Raw genomic sequence first — 17,715 nt, 5'->3', positions numbered from 1 at the left:
TTGTCGAATGAGTGATAATGTTTATATACCAATAGCTTATTTAAAGTTTACTTGATATAATTTAAAGTAAATTTTAATAAGGGTGGTGTGAATGAAACGAACAATATTACTCATACTTTGCATCAGCATATTCTACATGATAGGAACAGCCGCAGCAGAAAACACAACAAAAAATCCAGAAATCCTCATAATAAGCTCCAGTCCAAACGAAGTTGCACTAATCAACAAAGTAGCAGAAGACCCAGCAATCAAAGGCAAAATAAACATAAGAGGAGAACCCGGAAGAACAGACAGCAACCTCACCTATGAAGTGAAAGGAGACGTTATAATCTTCGGGACAAGAAGCGGCCTCAGCGCACCAGTATGGGAAGCCCTAAAAGACAAAGTCGAAACAGCGAAAAACAATGGATCATATGTGATGATCTGCGTAGAACCATCATCACGCCAAAACTACGCCCCAATATTACACCTACAAAACATCGACACCAACGACCCACGCTACACCGAAACACTCAAATACCTCAACTACACATGTTATGAAAACCTAAAACGCCTCACAATTTTTCTAGCAGTTTCCCTCTGCAATTACACAGCCACAATAGAACCGCCAATACAAAGACCACTATGGGGAATATACCACCCAGAAGCCCCAGAAATATTCAACAACCTCACAAACTACCTACAATGGTACAAAACCATAAGATATAATGAGACTTCCCCCACGGTAGGTATACTCACCACAGAATACAGTGACATGGCAAGGGACGGGCCACTACTAGACGCCCTTATAAGAACATTCGAAGCAAAAAAAGCCAATGTAATAGTGGCAACATACACCTACAGAGACCCCAAATCAATAGAATACTTCCTATTAGATGGTAAACCCATAATAGACGTTGCAATAGTAATCTCAAGGGGCGGATCCCTCAACTCCCAAAATTGGACCAAGGGAATCGAAGACCTCCAGAAGCTCAACGTAACGGTCTTAAATGGCATCCGCATATTCTCACCTAACATAACAGTACAAGACTGGGAAAACAGCATACAAGGCGTACCACCAAACGAACTTTACCAACTTGCATTCGCAGAAATGGATGGAATCATAGAACCCATAGTAATAAGTGCAAAGGAAACAGACCCCCAAACAGGGGTCATCTACAACAAACCAATAGAATACCAGATAGAATGGTTAGCAGACAGAACATTATCATGGGCCAAACTCAAAAGAACCCCAAATAACCTCAAAAAGATAATAATAACCTATTATAGTGAAGGTGGCGGTAAAGCGAATATTGGCGCTGACATCGACTACTACCTAAACGCCCAAGCAAGCATAAAAAGACTACTAGAAGCCATGAAAGAAAGAGGCTACAACGTTGGCGACAAGCCAATACCATCAGAAGACGAACTAGCAAAACTAATGGCAGAGATAGGCAGCAACATCGGCACATGGGCTCCCGGAGAACTAGAAAAAAGAATCAAAGAAGGCCAAGTTATATTAATAAGCGAGGAAGAATACCTCCAATGGTTCAATGAACTCCCAGAAAGCAAGAAAAAAGAGGTAATAGATGTTTGGGGGCCTCCACCCGGGAAAATCATGGTCTATGCCAATAGTACAGGAAAATATATTGTTATACCCCGGTTAGAGTTTGGTAACATAATACTTGCACCAGAACCAGTATGGGGATGGTTACAAGACAACAACACCTTATATAATACTGGTAAATTGCCACCGACACACCAACTACTAGCATTCTATTGGTGGATTAATAAAGTCTATGATGCAGATGCAATACTCTCAATATTCAGTATAGTGGAATTGATGCCAGGAAAACAGGCAGGACTTTCAGCAGAAGACTGGGGTGCAATACTACTCCAAGACACCCCAATCATACACGTGCTGCCAATGGATGCACCGGCCATATTCGACAAGAGAAGAGCCAACATGCTAATCATAAATTTCATGACACCAGTACTCCTACCAGCTAGTCTCTACGGCAACCTAACAAGCATATACGATAACATCAAATTCTACAGGGAAACAGCAGACACAACACTAAAAGAAGCATATAAACAAGAGATCATAAACCAAACAAAAGAATTAGGATTAGAATACAACCCAGAAAAGGACTTTGAAAAGTTTATTGACGAAGTCATAGCATGCCTAGAGGATATCAAAGCCAGTTATATGCCATATGGTTCCCACACCCTCGGTGTTGTCCCGCAGGGCGACCAACTAATACAAATGTTACAAGCAATGCTACCAGATGAAATCGACAAGGAAACATCAAAACTCTTACTCAAAGAGGTGATATTCAATAATCTCACACCAGAAGAAGCCCAACTCAAAATACTTGGCAACACAACACCAAAGATCACAGAATATTTAAAACTTGCAATAGACTACAACCAGAGGATCCAAGAATCCAAAAATGAAATAACAAGCTTACTTAACGCACTAGAGGGCGCATACATAATCCCAGGCCCCCGGGGCGATCCTATAAAGAATCCAGAGGCCCTACTAACCGGTAGAAACCCCTACCCATTCGATCCAAGAACCATACCAACAAAGGTTGCATGGGAAACAGCGAAAAAACTCGTGGACAAATTTCTAGAAGAGTACTTGGAAGAACATGGAGAATACCCAGTGAAAATCGCATATGTATTATGGGCATGTGAAACAATGAGACACCAAGGAGTCATGGAATCAGAAATACTATACCTACTAGGTGTGAAACCAGTGTGGGATTCAAGGGGCAGAGTAAAAGATGTTGAACTCATAACAGACCTTGGAAGGCCACGGATCGACGTTACAATCATAACCTCTGGCATCTACAGAGATCTTCACATGGACATCATAAACCTCCTTGACAAGGCCATTAAACTTGCCGCAAGTGCCAATGACACCCAAAATTATGTTAAAATCAACTCCCAGAAAATCTATGAAAAACTAAAAGCTGAAGGTTACAATGAATCAGAGGCCATGAAACTTTCACTCCTCAGGATATTTTCAGAAGAACCAGAAGCATATTCACCTGGACTCCAAGAAATCATACCAGCAAGTGACACATGGCAGGACAGAGAAGAAATAGCTAACTTTTACATTGAAAGGATGTCAGCCGCCTACAGCACCGACACCTGGGGAGTGAGGATCCCAAATGTCTTTAAAGAAAATCTCCGCGAAGTAAATGTTTCAATGTTCAGTAGAAGTTCAAACCTTTACGGCGCACTAGAACATCCAATGGTAGCAGCATACCTAGGTGGTCTCAGTCTCGCAATAGAAAAGGTCTCAGGGTCACAACCATCAATGTATATAAATAATCTCAGAAGTGAGGCAAAAATCGAAACATTCACACAATTCCTCAACAGGGACATTCTAAGCCGTTACTTCAACCCAACCTGGATAAAAGGTATGATGGAAAACGGCTATGATGGCGCCAGATACATGGACTCATTCATAGAAAATCTTTGGATGTGGCAGGTCACAAACCCCAGCCTCGTGAAAGAATCGACATGGAATCAAGTAGCCAACATATATGTAATGGACACTTATAACCTAGGCTTAGGAGATTTCTTCAATAATGCAAATCCTTATGCAAAAACTTCGATCATAGCAAGGTTACTTGAAACAGCAAGGAAAGGCTACTGGAATCCCACAGTAGAGACTAGAACATACCTTGCCAATGAATACATAAACATGGTAAACCAGTATGGTGTTGCTTGCTGCCATCATACTTGTGGTAATATTGTGTTTAATCAGTGGGTTGTGAGTGTTTCGTCATTGAATTCTGCGAGCCTTCAGAGGTTTGCGGGTGTGTTTGCAGCGGCTACTGGAGCGAAGATCAGTGTCCCGGGCGGGCCAGGAGTGCCGGGACAGCCGGGTTCTGGAATTCCAAGCGTTCCTGGGCAGTCAAGTCCTGGTTATATTGGTGGTCAGGTTGGTGGAAATGGTCAATCAAGTCCTGGTTATATTGGTGGTCAGGTTGGCAGGGGTGTTGAAACTGTTTCTGGCGGTTTAGCAGCTTCTGCTGGAGTAGTTCCAGGTGCAGGTCCAGGTGGTGGCGGATCGTCCGCAGGGAAAACTGGTAAGGTTTTTGAGGTCGTGGCATCCTCAAGGGGAGGAGCAGGGAGTCAAATGCCATTCTACGCACTTTTAGGCGTTGTAAGTATCGTACTCCTTATAGGCGCCGGCTACATTTTCAAAGGAAGCGGAAAACTTTAAAATGTGGGGAGATAGCATGTTATTCTTCCACTTTTCAGTGATGGGGGGAACATGCTCTCCCTAATTATTTTTTTGGCAATCTAATGCATGAGCAGCCATGAATTATGCCTCTGCTTATATAAGATCCTATGTTTCCATTCTTATAGGCACTTTTTTGAATAACAAGGATAATTTTGTGTAGAAAAGTTGCTTTATTAATCTATTTCAACCTGGTTAATTTCCCTAGGTTTATATTATCGGCTATCCAAAAATAACAGTATAATTTGTAGGAGGTTTTTTCGTGAAAAAGTTTTTACCAATTCTCGTATTATTGGTTGTGGCTTTTACATTTGGCTGCACAGGAACACCAGCGGAAAAGACCTTTTCTGGGGATGGTATAACATTCCAATACCCCGGGACTTGGGAGAACTTATCTGCAGGTGAATTAGAAGCTTCTCTTCCCACTTTAAAGTATGGATCAGCTAATGTTATAACATACCTGGGGAATGATACAGAAGAATTCGCCGTGGTAGAGTTAAAAGCAACAAGTGAAGGTTATGTTAGATCACCAAGTGAATGGTTACAGCAAATGGAGTCATCCCTTGAACCTTCACAGATCATATCAAAAGATGAAAGTCTAAGTGTAGCCGGTAAAAACGCTGCTCTCGTCCAATGGCAAGAAGGAAACCAATTTATCACCGCTGTACATATAAAAATAGATGAAAGCAAAGGATACCAGTTATATTACAGCAGCCCACAAAGTGATCTGACTACATTCCAAAAAATAATACAAAACTTCAATATATCTTAAGAATTTCCCGTGTGGGGTCAAAACCCACACACAAATAATTTTTTTAACCCCTTTTTTATAAAATTTGAGTTGCCCTGGGGGGTGTAAATTTTTGAAGGTGCCCTACAGTGAACTTGAAAATCGTATGAAACGATTTAAAGCCAAGCTGAATGAGAAAGATCCACAATGGGAGATGGCAGTGATCTTCACCAAGATAAACCAATATTATTTTACTGGGACAATGCAAGATGGCATCCTAATCATACCCAAGGATGATGAGCCAATATTCTGGGTGAGGCGCAGCTACGAACGTGCATTGGACGAATCCAATTTCAAGGATATAAGGCGCATGTATAGTTTCCGCGACGCCAGCCAAGCTCTCGAAAAAATCCCAGAAAAGATATACCTTGAAACAGAAAGCCTACCCCTTGGATTATATGAAAGATTCAAAAAATATTTCCCCATCAAAGAATATAAAAAGGTTGATCCCATCATAGGAATGGTGAGAGCCGTAAAAAGTGAATATGAACTTAAACTAATGAGAAAATCCGGGGAAAAACACCAACACATACTCGAAGACATCGTACCTGAGATCCTATATGAGGGTATGAGCGAAGCCGAACTCGGCGCAAAACTCTTCCAAATAATGATAGACGAAGGATACCATGGTGTCACAAGATTTGGAATGTTCGACACCGAAATGCTACTCGGGCACATAGGCTTCGGTGAGACCTCGATATACCCATCATACTTCAACGGGGCCAGTGGAAACCGCGGATTGTCACCAGCAGCACCACTACTCGGAAGCCGCCACCGAAAACTAAAAAAAGATGACCTAGTTTATGTTGATATTGGCTTTGGAATAGAAGGTTATCATACAGATAAGACAATGACATACACCTTTGGCAGAATCCCAAGGGAGGCCATTGAAGCCCACAAAGAGTGCGTTGAAATCCAGAATGAGATTGCATCAATGCTAAAACCTGGTATAAGCCCATCAGAAATTTACAATATTATAATAGAAGGGCTTGATGAGGATTTCCGCAAAAACTTCATGGGCTTCAACAACCACCAAGTTAAGTTCCTGGGTCATGGCATAGGCCTCTTAATTGATGAAGTGCCAGTGATAGCCGAAAAATTCAAAGAACCGCTCGAGGAGAACATGACATTGGCGATCGAACCCAAAAAAGGCATCAAGGGTGTGGGGATGGTTGGAATTGAAAACACATTCATAGTAACACATACTGGGGGAGAATGCATTACTGGGGACAATCCAGGTCTCATCCCACTCTCATAATTCCCTTTTTTGACATCCCAAAAGCCTTTATATCAAGTTTATTCTAAGTGGATTAGAGTTAATTTCATGTTTGCCTTTTATGTCATAATATATTACTGTGTATCCTCCAATGTAGAAGGGATTTGAGAGTGTTGCGTTTGGACCGAAGGATTCTTTAACTTCCTCTGGAGTCGGGATGTATACTTCAACTGTGAACTCCACTTTTTCACTGGGGTTTATCCTGTCTATGTGTTTTTCAAATATCTGTGAAGTTACTGTGATGTTCTCAGCTGGTTCGGATCCTATATTTTTTATTTTGCAAGTTATTGTCACATTTGTACCGGGGATTGCTGTTTTAGGACCCTCTTGTATCGCTACAAGTTCCGCAGCTCCCTGGACAGGTGTTACATTATATGGTGTTTTTTGGGTGACATTAACCACTAGAGGTTTGGTCTCTTCACCTTGTAACAAATATGCTGCTGCTACTATCCCTATAAGGCCCGCTATTATTAATATTATTGTTAATGTGCTGGTTTTCAAGGAAATTCCCTCTCAAAAGTATTGGGAAGCATAATATTCTTCTTTTTATGGGACACAAAATTTGCCACTAATCTATTAAGACTTTCCCCCTTTATATTCTTTTTGAAAAAAGGACTTCCCTAAAAATGCCCAACCCATTATTATATAATTGAATTATATATTGTTACACAAACTGTGCTCGTGTTCCAAGAATCTTGGAAGAATTTTAGATCACGGCCTTGGGGGGGTGTCACCTTTGCAAATTACAAATAAATCCGAAAAACACTTGTATATATTCTTTCTAATAGCCTTTGCTTGGTCTTGGCTACTTTGGCTACCTGAGGCTATTTGGAGCATCAAATTATATCTCGCCCCATTCGGCCCCACAATAGCAGCCTTTATCCTCACATACGCAAGTGGGGGATTAGATGGGGCGAAAAAGCTATTGAAAAGGGGTATAGATTTCAGCTTCGGGAAAATTTGGCTCATACCCATATTCTTATTAATGCCAACCATTATAGGATTATCCTTCTTACTAGCAATCCTCAGTGGCGAACCAGCCCCTGAAATGGGGGTATTGTCTCAGCCATGGATTATTATCCCTGCATTTTTCTACATATTATTCCTTGGCGGTCCGATGGCAGAAGAATTTGGTTGGAGAGGATATGCCCTCGACAGATTACAAACTAAGTATAATGCTCTCATTTCCAGCATAATCCTTGGGATCATATGGGGATTATGGCATCTGCCCCTATTCTTCATGAAAGGACAGGAAATATACCGTAATGTGCCAATTTTGGGTTTTATACTTGGCACAGTCCTCCTTTCAATATTGTTCACATGGATATATAACAACACAGGAAGAAGCATCCTAGCGGTTTTGCTCTTCCATACAATGGGTAACTTGTCACATTTCATCTTTCCAACAATGGCAACAAGCCTAGGCGGACTATACTCCCTCATACTAAACATAATAGCGGTGATAATCATCCTAATAATCTGGGGACCTGAAAAAATGATCCGCAGACAATACCAACAAAACCACCACCTAAAACAAGACCCTCCATTTTAGGCCACAAATCATGTGGGATGTGAAAAATGGATATGAGCGAAAGAAATATGGAAGTTTAGCCTTTGTAGGTTAGTATGGGTGTTGGACTAGCATTTAACAGGCCAGATATAAGTGCAATTATCGGGGTAGGATTCGGATTTCTTCTAATGGCTATCATTAATGTCTCAAAAATTATAAAATTGGCGGTTTTTACCAGCTCAGCCTAATGTGCTCATGATAACACCAATTGGAATATTTTTGATCAAGTCCAGCTTTTCAGAAACCCATAAAGAACCCTTCAATAAAACTAGTGGGGATATCGTCCACGGCGATTCTACATGTTCCCAAAATAAGTATCAGTGAGGACAATCCAATACCATGAATCTTATGAAAATGGTGAACAAGGCTCTTGATAGGATAAAAGCAATTAGAGGTTTTAGGGTAAAATTCATAATATTGTATGGATCAGCAGCCCATGATAAAGAATATAATGATATAGATTTATTTATTATGGGGATGTGGAAGAATCATTAGATTTCAGATTCAGAGTCTTAAAGGAACTTCTTGGGATATTCGATGTTCAAATTTTTCCAGCTCCTCCCATTATATATCAAGGTTGAAGTGCTGAAGGGGAAGGTAATTATATTGTCCGGATGAAACCTTCCTACATGATATCGCTTGGCAGACCATAAAAAAATTCGACGCTTTTAAACACAGTTTCTATGATTATATTGGAGAAAAACCAATAGAATAAACCTTAATGGGGGCTCCGAAGATTGGTGAGGAAGAGCATTATCAGGACAAAATTTAAAGAAATAGAAGAAAGTATAAGATTAGTGGAGGAAAACACCCCCCCAAAACTTTTAAGGAATTTTCTAGGCTTGGACTCGTGAAAGATGGTATATATAAAAGACTAGAATTTTCCATAGGCAACATTTTTGACATATGCTCTATTTTAAATTCAGATCTCAAACTTGGGGTTCCAAGGGAAGATGAAGACATATTCTACAATCTTTTGCGGGAGAATATCATCGACGAGGAACTCGGGGAAAAACTTAGAGCTATGAAAGCATAGGAACATACTAGTTCATCGTTATGGGAAAATCGATGATAAGATAGCCTTTAATATCCTAAGAGAGCATCTCCCAGACTTTTACGATTTTCTGGAAAAAATTGAAGAATTACTCAAAAGAATTTAGATTCACCCTATTTTTCCAATTGTAATCCAATTTCAGATCTCGTCTAAAAATTTCAGTTAGAAGTTTTTCTTCACATTCTTTGCATGTAGATAACCCATCAAGAACTTTTGATCTCCTACCCTGTAGAGGATGGGTTTTGTGTTTTTGACTTGGAAACCCGCACTTTCAAGTTTTTCTTTGAGGTTCATATAACCATGATGATACTCTATTATCATCTCCCAGAACACTTTTAGGATACTTTTTGGCGTTTCAAGTATACTGTACTCACAGCCCTCACAATCCATTTTCAGACAAGCATTCTTTAAATTGAACTCTCTTACTATTTCTTCCAAGTTTGTTAATTTCACAAGCCTACCCTTACAAAAGTCTTTCAATCGTGAAGTGGCCAAGGCCCTATAATCCTCATTTACTTTTATCTTGCCTACTTTTTCACCGAGCCCTTCATTAAATGCTATTATCCTTTTATCCAAATTATTGGCCATGATATTTTTTAAAAGAAGATTATAAGAGTTTGGATAAGGTTCAAAAGCATATACTTGTCTTGCCCCCATTAAAACGAAATATATTGGTGAATCTCCAATATAGGAGCCTATATCAACCACAACCCTCCTTTTGACATCCAAATGCTTGTAGGGTTTTATGGCAAAGGTTTCACTTAACACATTAAGAGCATCTAATAATCCTACTTTGTCCTTGCCTAAATAAAACTTGAGTTTCGTGCCATTGAATTTGAATTCTATGATTCTACCCCAAATCTTCGCATGGTCTAACATTTGAGCATATAATAGACGATAGTACTCCCATAAATTCGCTATCTTTACATTTTCTCCGTTTCTAAGCTTTCCCATGAACCCATCCAGCAAACCTAATCTGAACAATATAGCTTCAAGCCAATTCCTGAAAACCTTTTTAACATTTAAAAACTCTTCCCGATAAAATAGAAGCCCAGAAAATAACATAGCCCTTATATAATCTGAAACTGTTACATTTAACATCATGGACAACAACCACTCCATGAAGTCTACTATATTTTAGAAAATAACATTCAATGGAAGTTTCATTTGAAGGCGTGTTTCATCTTAAATTTCAGAAATTCCTACAATTATGGTTTACGTTTTCGCCGACATGTCATGGATAAGGTTGCTCTAACCCTATTATAATGGGCTTATAATTGAAAAAGAAAAAAATTTAAAGTAGGAGGAGGCCTCCACTATCTTTTTCGTGGGTTAATTAATCCACCTAATACTAGAAGTAGGCCTAGTATTAGTCCTGTTAATGGTATGCCAGTTTCTTGCATGGCTACAACAAGAGTTTCGCCTTGAACTTCCTCGCTGACTTCAGATCCAACTTCCTCGCTGATTTCAGATCCGAAGGTTATAAGTGGTATTGGTAATAGTATCTCTTTGTCCACGCCACTTGGATCAGTGTAGGTAACTTTGGATTCGCCTCCTATGTTGGTTAGAAGGTTTCCTGTCCTAGTTGAGAGTATGTTATAACTGACGGTCCATGTTTGGTCTTTACCTAAATTCCCGATTTCCCAAGTTAGTGTGGTTGTTCCATCAGAGTTAATGATTTGGCTAGTTGGTGAAATTGTGGGTTGTCCGACTAGCTGTATATAATCAGGTAGGACATCGATTACTACAACATTGGTGGCTGCCACTGTTATTTCCTGGAAAATCTCAGAGAATATTGAATCCAATACTGATGCATCAGTTGCATGTAAATATTTGCCCCCAGTTACATTAGCGATTTCTTGTAATATTGTTTCATCGACATAATCACCTAATCCAATGGTGTATATAATGTAACCTTTATTTTTAGCATCGTCTGCTGGTGAACCAAGTGATCCACTAGGAGTATAATATCCCTCCCCATCAGTTAGGAAGATGATAAATTTACTGGAATTTGTTCTACCGCCTTCGTCTAGCAATCTTATTGCTTCATTTAAACCAATGTCGAGATCTGTTCCACCAAAGGCTCCTCCGGTATCTATGAAATTCTTAACTTTTTGGAAATCATTGGTTAAGGGTTCAGAGCCTAAAACCTCATCATCCCAGTTAACTGCTCCAACTTGGTCTCTTTGAGGATCCATTTTATCTATAAAATTCTTTGCAGCTTCGATCCTTAGATTGTTTGGATCACTACTATACATGCTACCAGAACTGTCTATAGAAAATACAAGATCTACTGCTGATGTTGTGGTTTCACTAGCCCCTGTAACTTCGATGGTTACGGTAGCACTGTTTTCACCCGTTTTTGTAGCGGTCTTATTAACGGTTATATCTTGAGCCGATACGACACCACATGCCAATGTCCCTACAAAGAATACTAGCAAAATAGCTACTATCCTATTCAACATTATTAACCTCCCTCTTTTTTATGGGGAGAAAAATCAGAAAAAACACTTTTTCACTGTTTTTTAACTAAATAGTCCTATTGTGAAGACTTTGGAAATATTGATCTAACCCCCCACAATAATTTAATAATACTATCCCTCTATATAAATGTTTGCTATAAGCTTAAAGGACACGGTACTCAGATGGGTGCCCTTCCCCAAAGTTTCGGATTTAAGTTGATGGATCTGGGATAGAAAACAAAATTAAATAGGGGATGGACTAATGGGATTTTTTAGGATACACTCCCAGTATTTTTTGGGACAGAACACTGGATCCTGCCAGGAAAATACTTTTACAATGTAAACTTTATGACTTGGAGGAAAGACTTTCTGATTATATGCTACATTTGAGACAAATTATCATAGGGGATGAAATCAATCCTGGGACCTTGAAAATAGATTTTATATCCTAGCGTGTCCATATTTTCGTTCCGCACATTCCACAAAAATTTTCACTACCAATTAATTTAACACCACACTTTGGACATTTCAATTCAACTTCAGATGATTCACCAGCATGTTTTTTGACAATATCCTCATATTCTCCCGATTCGACCCATTTAAGTATTTCATAACAGTCCATGGGTGTGTTTCATCTATTATTATAATAAACTTACCGATCTTATCAAGAGCTTCAAAATCATATCCCTTAAACTCTTTTTGCCTGTTTGATGAAGTCTTCCTTTCTTATATTATCATAAAACTTTTTTGGAGCACCAGCCATTTTGATCAATGCCATGATAGCAACATCTTCATCTTAACATGCTAAAAGTCCAGCTCTGTCAGCTGTAAATTCTGACATACGCTGCCAGTATAATAAAGCGAATTGTAAACTCCAACCTACAATGTTAGTAATACCCATTGTATAGCCTACAATCTCACCAATAATAGGTATAACTTCTGCCATTTCATGATAGAGCATATGGCCACTTTTTATATAGCCCACTTCATGGCCAATTACATATAATAATTCGTCATTTGTCAGTAAATCAACAGCACCTGATGTAAAGACTATTATAAGTCTGATTTCCGTGGTGAATCCATTAACAGTGTAATCCCACTGCATATAAAATTCAGGCTTTAAATGTAGTATATCACAGACTTCAACAAGCATGTTATAAATATCTGGAAAGTTGCCTTCGTTTACTTTTATGTAACTTCCTGTGTATTTTAAACGAACATACCTTTCCACTATGTGCTCATTAAACTTTCTCGTGAGTATTTCAAATTCTGGTGTCCCTTCAAGATTGCATATGAAAGTATAACGATATCACAGTAAGTACAAGTAAATGTCATGTAAAGATACCTAGAGAAATGCTTGAAGATTTCAAAACCAAAGTAGGGGACAGAGTAATCTTCATAAAGAACAAAAACGGAAATTGGGCGCTCATGTCGGTTAAAAAGCTAGCAGAGAAGATAATAGAATTATCAAACGATACACCATCAGAAAATCTAGGGAAGGCTTCAGAAAAGGCATGACAAAAATTTTAAACTTCTGTGATATCAGAAACTTTTTGGTATAGATCATCCAATGTTAATTCTTTTATGAATGAGGGAAAAACAGTTCTTTATTCGAATTTATGAGGAACATGGTGGAATATTAATCTGGGAACAAAGCAAATTCTGAAAAACTCAAAACGTTTCTCTGATAGATTAACCAAATATTTCAAGGAGGAGTTTCTTAAAAAAAAATCCATTCCAAAATTGTATGCATTTTGAATATTATAAATCAAAAAGCCGATGAAAAATTAATTGCGATAAATGAATTTTCTTCTCTAATGAGGCGATCCATCATTTCCATCCATCCATTTAAGAACTTTCAAAATATTTCTTATAGTCTTTATAAAAGTTCACGGTATCCTCAGAGGAAGTACAGCCCATCTACTAGATAACAGATAAAGAAAACCTATTGAAGTATCAAAAATGATTCATTCCTTCACCAAAACCCCCCTTTTTTATCTATGCGAAGAACTCAAAAAAACTGAGAAGTTACTTCGCAACAATGGAAGTTATAGCTTGAGAAAACAACCTTAGGAGAAACGAAACAAGTCTCAACGGGACACCTGTGGCTAAATACTTTTCCGTGTTCTCATCGAACTATCGATTATACGCCGCGAAGTCTCCCATAACTGCAAGTTGAAATAATATGAAAAAAGCATAATATGCCTATTAGAAGCTTCAGATGGCCTCTAGCAGAATGTTAATTCTATCCAAACACCCACATAATGTGCTATGATTATAACTGCCAATGCTATAAATACATGTTCTGCTATTATCCTCCAAGGATCTTTTTTCTGTTCCTTAGCGATTTGAAAACTAAAAATCCCCAAAAGAAACAAACCCCAGATAATATTAACTAAAACAGCAGTTGACAATGTAAACAATAAAAGTGGAATGATAAATGTTAATGCGAAAGCAAACTTGGACAAGAAAGTGGAAATGGTCGACTCCCATATCTCCCTTGTACTGTGCCTATCCTCTGCTTCCTCAGAAATATGAATACCAAGCGCATCCGAAAGAGCGTCAGCAACCGCTATCGTTAATATACCACCAATAACAACAAACCTTGAATGCGTCCCAGAATTTAAACCAACCATCAAACCTAATGTTGTGATTACCGCGGAAGTCAAACCGAAACTAAACCCAATCCTTAATGAATGCCTCATCATACAATAAAACTATTACTATCAAGGTTATTAAAATCATCCCCCAAAATTTTATGGGCAGGGATAATCTCTAAATCTTAAAGGGACTTCCACATTCTACCCTTTTTAGGCAAAAAATCGGAAACTTGATCAATACTCCTCTAGAAAAGATTTGAAAAATCACTGTCAATCAGTAGATATCATTATATTTTATCGAAAACTATAATAAAACGATAAAAGGTTTGTGTGAGGTTTTATGTCCACTCTCAAGATCATATCATGGAATGTTAATGGCTTGAGAGCAGCATACCGTAAAGGCTTCCTAGACTGGTTCCTCAGCGAAAAACCAGATATATTATGTTTACAGGAGATAAAAGCAAACCCAGAACAGCTTCCAAGGAAATTGAGGCATGTTGAAGGTTATAGAGCATTCTTCACACCAGCCCAGAAAAAAGGTTACAGTGGAGTTGCCCTCTACACCAAAATCAAACCCAAAAGTTTAAGGGAAGGCTTCGGGATAAAAAAATTTGATATTGAAGGCCGAATCCAAATAGCAAACTTTGATGATTTCCTACTTTACAATATTTATTTTCCCAATGGTAAAATGTCAGAAGAAAGACTCAAATATAAACTGGAATTCTATGATGCATTCCTAAAAGATGTGAACCATGAAAAGGATCAAGGACATAACATAATAGCCTGCGGAGATTTCAACACCGCCCACAAGGAAATAGACCTTGCAAGGCCAAAGGAAAACAGTAACGTTTCAGGTTTTCTACCAGTTGAAAGGGCTTGGATCGACCGTTTCATCGAAAACGGGTACATTGACACTTTCAGAGTTTTCAACAAAGAACCAGGACAATACACTTGGTGGAGTTACAGGACAAAGGCGCGTGAAAGAAACGTGGGATGGAGGCTGGATTACTTTTTCGTGAACAAAGAATTTTTAGACAAAGTTAAAAAATCATGGATACTATCAGATGTAATGGGCTCAGACCATTGCCCAATAGGGCTCAAAATCAAAATATAGCCTTCCAATACGCCTTTTGTTAATCTGTTTAATGCTAAAAGAATCTTGAGAGGGATAATCCTTTTTTTGTAGTTGTTAGCAACATTATGGAGACTCTTTGCTGGTTCAGCTCCCTTGATCTGAGAGGTCATCTGCGAATACTTATTGGGATGCTTAAACATTTTGTTGCTTTTATAATGGCACTTGTTGAGCGCGTGTTCATCTCAGCAATAGCTTTTGAACCGATAGATGAAGCCTATTCGGAAGTCTACTACATGTTACTACCAACTTTATCAGTGAAGCTATTATCTTTACTTGGATTAAATGTTTATTTAACGTAAAGGAGAACATCGTAAGCGTTCTGTTAAGCATATGCTGGAATGTTACTTTAACAATTACAGTAGATTCGATTTTAGATGGTATACCACAATCTGTTGCAATTGGCCTTACCATGAAAGGGGGGTGATATTAGCATGGCCACAATAATAGCCATATTCCTATCTAGTATATCTAAAGGGCTTTCAACTTCAGTTTATATGGAAAAGGCATCTTGGAAAGCCATTTTATTTCTGGATTATAATTTTTCTATAGCCTTTTGCATGGTAATTGCATCAGTTGAAAGATTGGAAAGTTCAAAGTTTTTATCCGTGTTACTTTCATATTGAAAATACCATCTTCTATACTCCCCTTGTGAAATGTAAGCAAAAATCATCTTTTTATCCTTGATCATCCTAGTCTCTACTACTTTTTTTGCAATGTCTATTGTATCTTTTTGCGTGTTTTTCCGGTGCATTTTTTCTCAATATATACATCCCGTATAAAAGCACTTTTTAATGCACTTTCAAAATATGGACTTTTTCAAGGACAGCTGCCAATCTCATCCCTCTTCTACAGTCATGATCTACTATATCATTTAAGTTTTGGACCTTGCATTTGCAACTGCAATCTTCAAAAAAGATCAGTATCATTTTCATTATCCCTATGGCCATCATATCCCAGACTATGAACTTCAATGCCTGTGATGAAAATGATGACATGAAAAAACAGGAAAATCTCCAAGCGGCTTCGCAAATATTCCAAAAGCGGCTGTGGATGCCGTTTTCTCAAAATCAGTAGCATGAAAACAACCTCTCATAAAATCCACGGCATTCAAACCCATAAATTATCCTAACATCCGCTTCATCCGCCTTTGCATTTACAAGGGACCCATTAAACCAAGCACTTTAAAAAATGTCACAAAAGGGTGATAATAACACCCAACCCTGCGGGCTTTCCTTAATACACAACAAATTACCACTTTAACCTTGGTAAAAACGCGTATACCATGCTGCATTATTTTATGCTCGTAAAACTCGTAAAAATGCAGTAATCTTAACCGTTAAAATCTCATATTCCTCTTAACGACTTCATAGAAAATTCTACTCATAACCACCAAAAGACTTTCAATAATTCTTTCTAAATACCATACTATAATTTGTTAAAAATCCAAATAAATTAGCTACCCCTACAAATAAAATAAAAAAAGGAAGGGAATAAATTATTTTTTCCATGGTATAACCTGTCCAATGATTACAAGGAGCACAGCTAATAACATTAAAGCCAATGGAGCTCCTGTAGGTTGCATAGGCACTTTTCCATGTGGATAAGGCACTGGAGAAGGTTTAGGTGCAGGCTTTGTAACCCTTACCTCAACTCTACTCATCTTCTCCTCACCAGAAAATTCAGAGCTTACCGTAGCCACATTTTCAAACACACCTACCATCATGACCTTCACTACTATTCGAAGCACCGCTGAAGAACCAGCTGGAAGATCTCCGATAACCCACAAACCAGTCATTGGATCATATGAACCAACAGATGCAGATGATGAAACATACTTCATCGCAGCAGGAAGCCTATCAACAACGACTGTATTCAATGCAACATCTGGTCCCGTATTAAACACCCATATAGTGAATGTAATACTCTCACCATAATTAGGTGTCGCATTATCAACAGACTTCTTAATTTCTAAATTTGCTGCCGGTGGAACCCATATTGTAGCATCTGCGGTGTTGTTTGCAAGGTATGGGTCATAGACTGTTCCTGTGATGGTTGCTGTGTTGATTAGTATTGCGTTTGTTGTTGCAACCTGTGCTGTGATTTCGAGTGTTTGTGAGCTGCCGGCTGCCATTGTTCCGAGGTTCCATGTGATGGTCCTTGCAATGGCGTCCCATGTTCCTGTTGGGTTGGAACTTAGGTATGTGAGTCCTGTTGGGAGAACATCCACGACTACGACGTTTTCCGCTGTGTTTGGTCCGATGTTTGTGACATTCAGTGTGAATTTGATGGTGTCACCGTATCTTGGTGTTGGGTTGTCCACTTTCTTCGTTATTCCAAGGTCTGCTTCAGGAGCCACGCCCACGGTAGCATCTGCGGTGTTGTTTCCAGTGTATGGGTCATATACGCTGCCAGCAACAGTAGCCGTATTTACGAAATTCACATCAGTCATGTCCACACGGGCTGTGATTTCGAGTGTTTGTGAGCTGCCGGCTGCCATTGTTCCGAGGTTCCATGTGATGGTCCTTGCAATGGCGTCCCATGTTCCTGTTGGGTTGGAACTTAGGTATGTGAGTCCTGTTGGGAGAACA

At 38.8% G+C, this 17,715-nt stretch carries 17 protein-coding genes; 9 read left to right on the top strand and 8 right to left on the bottom strand.

The features are described from left to right. Nucleotides 1-91: 91 nt before the first annotated feature. The 3 genes from QFX38_07380 (at nucleotide 92) to QFX38_07370 (ending at nucleotide 6,288) form a co-directional block, all read left to right on the top strand. Entirely contained in the window at nucleotides 92-4,222 is a 4,131-nt protein-coding gene (locus QFX38_07380; protein MDI9624691.1) for a cobaltochelatase subunit CobN, read from the top strand. Between the two features lie 280 nt (nucleotides 4,223-4,502). After that, on the top strand, nucleotides 4,503-5,012 hold the full coding sequence (locus QFX38_07375; GenBank protein MDI9624690.1) for a hypothetical protein: 510 nt from the start codon (nucleotides 4,503-4,505) through the stop codon (nucleotides 5,010-5,012). A 97-nt stretch (nucleotides 5,013-5,109) separates the two neighbouring features. Continuing rightward, nucleotides 5,110-6,288 (top strand): Xaa-Pro peptidase family protein, encoded by a 1,179-nt coding sequence (locus QFX38_07370; protein MDI9624689.1) that lies wholly within the window; start codon nucleotides 5,110-5,112, stop codon nucleotides 6,286-6,288. 27 nt (nucleotides 6,289-6,315) lie between these two features. Here the strand turns inward: QFX38_07370 and QFX38_07365 are convergent, their stop codons facing one another. After that, nucleotides 6,316-6,807 (bottom strand): CARDB domain-containing protein, encoded by a 492-nt coding sequence (locus QFX38_07365; GenBank protein MDI9624688.1) that lies wholly within the window; start codon nucleotides 6,805-6,807, stop codon nucleotides 6,316-6,318. A gap of 235 nt (nucleotides 6,808-7,042) precedes the next feature. Between QFX38_07365 and QFX38_07360 the strand changes: the two genes are divergently transcribed. The 3 genes from QFX38_07360 to QFX38_07350 all read left to right on the top strand — a co-directional run bounded on the left by QFX38_07360 (nucleotide 7,043) and on the right by QFX38_07350 (nucleotide 9,036). Continuing rightward, the gene (locus QFX38_07360; protein ID MDI9624687.1) at nucleotides 7,043-7,858 is read left to right on the top strand and encodes a type II CAAX endopeptidase family protein; all 816 of its coding nucleotides are present in this window, start codon (nucleotides 7,043-7,045) and stop codon (nucleotides 7,856-7,858) included. A gap of 868 nt (nucleotides 7,859-8,726) precedes the next feature. Further along, nucleotides 8,727-8,912: a DUF86 domain-containing protein gene (locus tag QFX38_07355; GenBank protein ID MDI9624686.1), complete on the top strand. Its 186-nt coding sequence runs from the start codon at nucleotides 8,727-8,729 to the stop codon at nucleotides 8,910-8,912. A 4-nt stretch (nucleotides 8,913-8,916) separates the two neighbouring features. Beyond that, entirely contained in the window at nucleotides 8,917-9,036 is a 120-nt protein-coding gene (locus QFX38_07350; GenBank protein MDI9624685.1) for a DUF86 domain-containing protein, read from the top strand. 56 nt (nucleotides 9,037-9,092) lie between these two features. Here the strand turns inward: QFX38_07350 and QFX38_07345 are convergent, their stop codons facing one another. The 4 genes from QFX38_07345 to QFX38_07330 form a co-directional block, all read right to left on the bottom strand. Further along, entirely contained in the window at nucleotides 9,093-10,052 is a 960-nt protein-coding gene (locus QFX38_07345; protein MDI9624684.1) for an FkbM family methyltransferase, read from the bottom strand. 194 nt (nucleotides 10,053-10,246) lie between these two features. Then, nucleotides 10,247-11,395: a vWA domain-containing protein gene (locus QFX38_07340; protein MDI9624683.1), complete on the bottom strand. Its 1,149-nt coding sequence runs from the start codon at nucleotides 11,393-11,395 to the stop codon at nucleotides 10,247-10,249. Nucleotides 11,396-11,840: 445 nt separating this feature from the next. After that, nucleotides 11,841-12,014: a zinc-ribbon domain-containing protein gene (locus tag QFX38_07335; GenBank protein ID MDI9624682.1), complete on the bottom strand. Its 174-nt coding sequence runs from the start codon at nucleotides 12,012-12,014 to the stop codon at nucleotides 11,841-11,843. Between the two features lie 174 nt (nucleotides 12,015-12,188). Continuing rightward, nucleotides 12,189-12,623, bottom strand: coding sequence for a M48 family metallopeptidase (locus tag QFX38_07330; protein MDI9624681.1), 435 nt, complete (start codon nucleotides 12,621-12,623; stop codon nucleotides 12,189-12,191). 122 nt (nucleotides 12,624-12,745) lie between these two features. Between QFX38_07330 and QFX38_07325 the strand changes: the two genes are divergently transcribed. Further along, nucleotides 12,746-12,910: a hypothetical protein gene (locus tag QFX38_07325; GenBank protein ID MDI9624680.1), complete on the top strand. Its 165-nt coding sequence runs from the start codon at nucleotides 12,746-12,748 to the stop codon at nucleotides 12,908-12,910. Between the two features lie 710 nt (nucleotides 12,911-13,620). Here QFX38_07325 and QFX38_07320 read toward each other — a convergent pair. Next, the gene (locus QFX38_07320; GenBank protein MDI9624679.1) at nucleotides 13,621-14,061 is read right to left on the bottom strand and encodes a hypothetical protein; all 441 of its coding nucleotides are present in this window, start codon (nucleotides 14,059-14,061) and stop codon (nucleotides 13,621-13,623) included. A gap of 271 nt (nucleotides 14,062-14,332) precedes the next feature. Between QFX38_07320 and xth the strand changes: the two genes are divergently transcribed. Next, on the top strand, nucleotides 14,333-15,106 hold the full coding sequence (gene xth, locus QFX38_07315) for an exodeoxyribonuclease III (GenBank protein MDI9624678.1): 774 nt from the start codon (nucleotides 14,333-14,335) through the stop codon (nucleotides 15,104-15,106). A gap of 452 nt (nucleotides 15,107-15,558) precedes the next feature. Beyond that, on the top strand, nucleotides 15,559-15,750 hold the full coding sequence (locus tag QFX38_07310; protein MDI9624677.1) for a hypothetical protein: 192 nt from the start codon (nucleotides 15,559-15,561) through the stop codon (nucleotides 15,748-15,750). 165 nt (nucleotides 15,751-15,915) lie between these two features. On the opposite strand, the gene QFX38_07305 is transcribed toward QFX38_07310, so the two are convergent. Further along, nucleotides 15,916-16,122 carry a hypothetical protein gene (locus tag QFX38_07305; GenBank protein MDI9624676.1) on the bottom strand — a complete coding sequence of 69 codons (207 nt, stop codon included), beginning with the start codon at nucleotides 16,120-16,122 and terminating at the stop codon, nucleotides 15,916-15,918. Nucleotides 16,123-16,622: 500 nt separating this feature from the next. After that, on the bottom strand, nucleotides 16,623-17,715 hold a 1,093-nt coding region (locus QFX38_07300; GenBank protein MDI9624675.1), incomplete at its 5' end, for a DUF11 domain-containing protein.

The sequence above is a fragment of the Methanothermobacter sp. genome (assembly GCA_030055615.1).
Lineage (GTDB): Archaea > Methanobacteriota > Methanobacteria > Methanobacteriales > DSM-23052 > Methanothermobacter_A.
The sequence above is the reverse complement of the archived record's forward strand: the minus strand, read 5'-3'. Positions and strand labels throughout refer to the sequence as shown.

Coding starts and splice junctions, on each gene's coding strand:
- QFX38_07380 (MDI9624691.1), top strand. CDS start 92: ATGAAACGAACAATATTACTCATACTTTGCATCAGCATATTCTACATG.
- QFX38_07345 (MDI9624684.1), bottom strand. CDS start 10,052: ATGGAGTGGTTGTTGTCCATGATGTTAAATGTAACAGTTTCAGATTAT.
- QFX38_07340 (MDI9624683.1), bottom strand. CDS start 11,395: ATGTTGAATAGGATAGTAGCTATTTTGCTAGTATTCTTTGTAGGGACA.
- QFX38_07335 (MDI9624682.1), bottom strand. CDS start 12,014: ATGGACTGTTATGAAATACTTAAATGGGTCGAATCGGGAGAATATGAG.
- QFX38_07325 (MDI9624680.1), top strand. CDS start 12,746: ATGCTTGAAGATTTCAAAACCAAAGTAGGGGACAGAGTAATCTTCATA.
- xth (MDI9624678.1), top strand. CDS start 14,333: ATGTCCACTCTCAAGATCATATCATGGAATGTTAATGGCTTGAGAGCA.
- QFX38_07310 (MDI9624677.1), top strand. CDS start 15,559: ATGGCCACAATAATAGCCATATTCCTATCTAGTATATCTAAAGGGCTT.
- QFX38_07305 (MDI9624676.1), bottom strand. CDS start 16,122: ATGTCATCATTTTCATCACAGGCATTGAAGTTCATAGTCTGGGATATG.